The organism is Protofrankia sp. Cas8 (assembly GCF_963555845.1).
GTDB lineage: Bacteria > Actinomycetota > Actinomycetes > Frankiales > Frankiaceae > Protofrankia.
The window spans coordinates 10,734-14,736 of sequence record NZ_CAUVXI010000143.1 but is presented as its reverse complement, the minus strand read 5'-3'; the positions used below and the strand labels follow the sequence as shown (position 1 = coordinate 14,736).

The following is a 4,003-nucleotide window of genomic DNA, read 5'->3' as shown; positions in this document are numbered from 1 at the left end:
GGCTCATGATCTCCTTGCCCGTAGCCTCGGGAATCCACAGGGCGCCGAACCCGAGCTCGTCGAGTTCGGCGACCGCGTCCTGCGCGGCGGACAGCGGTTGTGTATCCAGGGCGATCGACCAGATGCCGACCCGTCCGATGTCCATGTTAATCCCCTCGTGGCTATGCGGGCCTGATGGCGTCGACGCACGTGACGTCGGTGTCAGTGTGCCGCGGAAAGCTTCACCCGGAAGCACGCCTGGATCTCCCGTGGGAACCGCGTCCGGAAGTTCGGAGGCGGTGGAAGGAAACGCCGATCTTGCTGTCACCGAAGGAGTAATCGACCGGGTCGGGCTGTGCTCCGCGGAACGCAACCCGGAGCGCTCCGCAGGTAACGTGCGCGATCCGTGCAGCCAGATTGCCTGATCGGGATTGACGCCTGGTCACTGGAATGGTGTGTTCTGCTTCCGGGCAGTCGGGGTCAAGCGGTACCGCGTGTCGCGGTGGCCGTGCCCGGCAACCGTGAATTCCACCAGCCCCTCTTGCTTAAGACGCCCAAGCCAATGTTCAGTGGTTTTTGGATTTATATCGGGCACCGGTTCATGGTCGAAGCGCGGCTGGCCGCGTTCAGCGGTGAGTTGTTGCACCTCTTCGCTCGTGAGTCGACGGTCGCTCTCCCCTACGCGGAGGTACGAGCCATGTTCCATACCTTTGTTGCGCACGTAGCACGGTTTCTGATTGCGGGGGAGCTCTTCCACCTCGGCGGCGATCAATGTCACCCCCTCGTGGTCGATGAGAGAGATCGCAGGCCGCAGCGCCGGGACCATTTGCTCAGCGGCCGACGCGCGTGCCACCGACACGTCAGGCTCTCCTGCGCGATTTCATCCATATCCCGCAATGTACGAGCACCAGCGACTTCGTCCTCAAATGTCACCTCACGTTGGTCCCGGTCCGGCAGCCGGACCCGACGGGTAGGGCGGCGCACGTCCTCACCGGGTGCAGGGCACGTTGGACAGGCCGCTGGCCGCAGCGGTGACGGTGTTGCTGCACGAGACGGTGTTCCTGGTCCTGTCCGGCTTGTCGATGCTGACGCCGTAGCCGGGGCCGCGGACGTCGAGGGTGTTGCCGGTGATGATGTTCCCCGTGCCCCAGCCGTCGAGCAGGACATGGGTCTGGATGCCATCCTTCGGACTGTTCACACCCCTGTTGCCCTCGATACGCCAGTTGTTGCCCTTGACATCCACCCAGGAGTCTGCGGAGTTCGCCCCGGTGATCGTCGAACCGTCGAAGCTGTTGTTGCTCAGAACGCCGCCCGTTGTTGCTTCTTTGATGTCGACGGCCTCGGCGGTGACTCCGCTGATGGTGTTACCGATGATCTGGTTGCGGTCGGAGTTGTCCGGCTTTCCGCCGCTGAACTTCGTCCAGTTCGACTTGGCCGTACCGATGTAGATGCCCTCGCCGAAGCCGGCTTCCTTGCGGCCGGTGCCGCTGACGGTGCATCCGACGACGAAGTTGTCGGTGGAGAAGTTCCGCAGGTGGATGGCCTCGTCACCGACGTTGCGCACCAGCAGTCCGGTGATGACCGCGCCGCTGGTCTGGTCGGTCATCACCCCCTTCTGGCCGTTCTGGATCGTGAAGCCCTCCAGCCGCCAGTAGTCGGCGTTGTCGAGATGGAAGCCGTAGCCTTCCTTGATCGACCCTCCGTCGATCACCGCGTTGCGGGAACCGCGCACCGTGATCGGAGCCTTCGCGTTCGCGGGCTGGCTGGCGACGAAGTGGCCGCTGTAGTTGCCGTCCGCGAGATTGATGAGGTCTCCCGGCTGGGCGGACGCGAGCGCGGCGGTCAGTTGATCCGCATTGGAAACCGGGACTGTCCGCAATGGATCAGGCGCGTTCGGTACCTGTGCCAGCACGGCGGCTGGTACCTCGGCGGTCGGCGCGGCGGCCGGAGCCGACGTGGCCGATGTCGATCCGTCCCCGGTGGATGTGAAGGCGGCTGTCACTTCGGCGCTCTCGGTGTTCGTACGGACCCGTGCGGTCAGCGTGTGCTTGCCCGCGGCCACCGCGTCGAGATGGACTGTGAACGGAGCGTCCCGGTCATCGAGCACCGTGTTGCCGTCGAGAGAGAACTTGACGCGTTCGACCTTGTCAAGGGTGTCCGTACCCGGATTCAGGGTGACATCCATGCCGGCCGACACGGACTGCCCGTCCAGCGGGCGCGCGTCGACGGCAAGCACCCAGCGGCCGGATGCAGCGGCGGAGGTCTGCGGGCTCGCCGCGGTCGTGGATCCGGTTGTACCGGCGGCGTGCGGGGCCGAGGAGCCGCCACCACCCAGGACGACGACGAGGAGGACAAGGATGACGACGGCAGCCGCGATAGCGCCGCCGAGCGGCAGCCACAGCTGGCGCCGCGTGCTCAGCACCGAGTGGAAACCCTCCCGGTGTCTCGCCGGTCGGGCGACGGCGGTGGTGTCGCCGCTGCGACTACCGCTGTCGCCGCCGCTGTCGGTCTTGTCGCCGTCGCCGTCGCCGTCGCCGTCGCCGTAGCCGTAGCCGCCGTCGTTGTCGCCGCTGTCGGTGTTGTCGCGGGCGCGACCGTCCGTTGAGGTAGGTCCCATCCGCTGCTCCCCGTGGTGCGATGTCTGCAACTGATCCGTACCGGAGCATACTGGGGCCTTTGAAGGTGGCCGTGACCGACTGGTTCTCCGCTGCTCGCCCGCGCTTCTCGGGAGTCTGCGGGCCGGCCGGCAAATATGATCACACAGTTCGGCGGACGGCTCGCTGGAGAGCGCCGGTGCGTGACGGGGCCTGGCCGGATAGTTCCACCGGGTGCTGGCTGAAGCGGGACCACCGGAAATCCGGGATATCTGCGCCGACGCGCCTGAAATGTCTTCAGCGGAGTCGGCAGGTCCCATCTCGGCCGGTTCTGTTTCCGTCGCTTCTGTATTATCGCTTCCATCGCCGGGCGGACGAGCCTCCGAAAGACCTTGCGAATCGTGATGAATGCGTCGCGAATTTCGAGCATGGCCGTGGTGCGGGACCCGTTGATATCAGCTATATCTCCCGGGTTACCGGTCCATGGGCTCGATCAGGTGGGTTCGATCAGGTGGGCGCGGGGACCTCGTCGCACGAGGGTGATCTGGCAAGGCCGGTTTCGGGAAGGGAGCCGGACTTGCCCGAACTCACCAGATCGAGCACCATCTGGATGTCGGTGGCTTCGCTCTCGTGACCGACGGGTGCTCGGCTTCGACCCGGCCGCGGAGGCGGTTGGGTCGCTGATCCGGTGGCGGTAGCGGAGTTTTCGCTCACCGCTCGCGTGCAACATGTTTGTGACGTGGCGCTCCGTCGCAACCGGCGTGGGATGACGGGAGCCGACGACGACGGATGGAGCGGGCGCCCGAGGATGGAAGCGAGTGGCTCTCGAACCAATGCGCCGCTGCCGGATGGAAGGGTGGAACGTGTGCTGACTGTTGCTGGTTGTCAGCTGAGGGTTGATGTCGCGTGGCTCGGCTCAGATGCGCGCCAGAAAGATGTGGTCATGCCCACTCCGTTGGCGTCCAACGTCCATCCGGCTCTATAGCTTTGGCGGTGGGTGTCACTTCTGGTCGTTCGGTTATGTGCCAGGCTGTCGCGTCGGGGGATGGCGGGACAGACGATGGGGAGGCTTGTGTGCGCGAGGTTAAGGTCAAGTTCCATGTGAGAGACAGGGAGGCGCTCCTCCTGACCCTCAAGGCGCGAGGGATCGACCTGGGCGAGCCGTTCTTTCAGGATGACCAGGCGTACGCTCCCGATCGCTGGACGTTCGCCGACAGCCGGCTGGGCGTCTCCTTCCCACGGCTTCGTACGATAAACAACCGTCATTTTTTCGCGTTGCGGCGGCCGACTGTTAATGCGCAGGCATGTGATGCATACGAGACCGAGGTTGCTGATCGTGACCAGATGCATCAGGCGATCCTGAACATGGGTTTCTGCCCGACGGTGCGGGTGGCCAAGACACGGCGAACGGCACGGGTGGGAGACGTATC

3 protein-coding genes and 1 pseudogene are annotated in these 4,003 nt (G+C 64.9%); 2 read left to right on the top strand and 2 right to left on the bottom strand.

From position 1 onward, the window contains the following. Positions 1 to 248: 248 nt before the first annotated feature. Positions 249 to 404: a hypothetical protein gene (locus tag U9977_RS18630; RefSeq protein ID WP_322750558.1), complete on the top strand. Its 156-nt coding sequence runs from the start codon at positions 249 to 251 to the stop codon at positions 402 to 404. Positions 405 to 421: 17 nt separating this feature from the next. Here the strand turns inward: U9977_RS18630 and U9977_RS18625 are convergent, their stop codons facing one another. Continuing rightward, positions 422 to 838, bottom strand: coding sequence for a hypothetical protein (locus U9977_RS18625; RefSeq protein WP_322750557.1), 417 nt, complete (start codon positions 836 to 838; stop codon positions 422 to 424). 129 nt (positions 839 to 967) lie between these two features. Then, positions 968 to 2,596, bottom strand: a complete 1,629-nt coding sequence (locus tag U9977_RS18620) for a right-handed parallel beta-helix repeat-containing protein (RefSeq protein WP_322750556.1) — start codon at positions 2,594 to 2,596, stop codon at positions 968 to 970. A 1,078-nt stretch (positions 2,597 to 3,674) separates the two neighbouring features. Between U9977_RS18620 and U9977_RS18615 the strand changes: the two are divergent. Beyond that, positions 3,675 to 4,003: pseudogene (locus tag U9977_RS18615) on the top strand (adenylate cyclase); the annotation flags it as partial.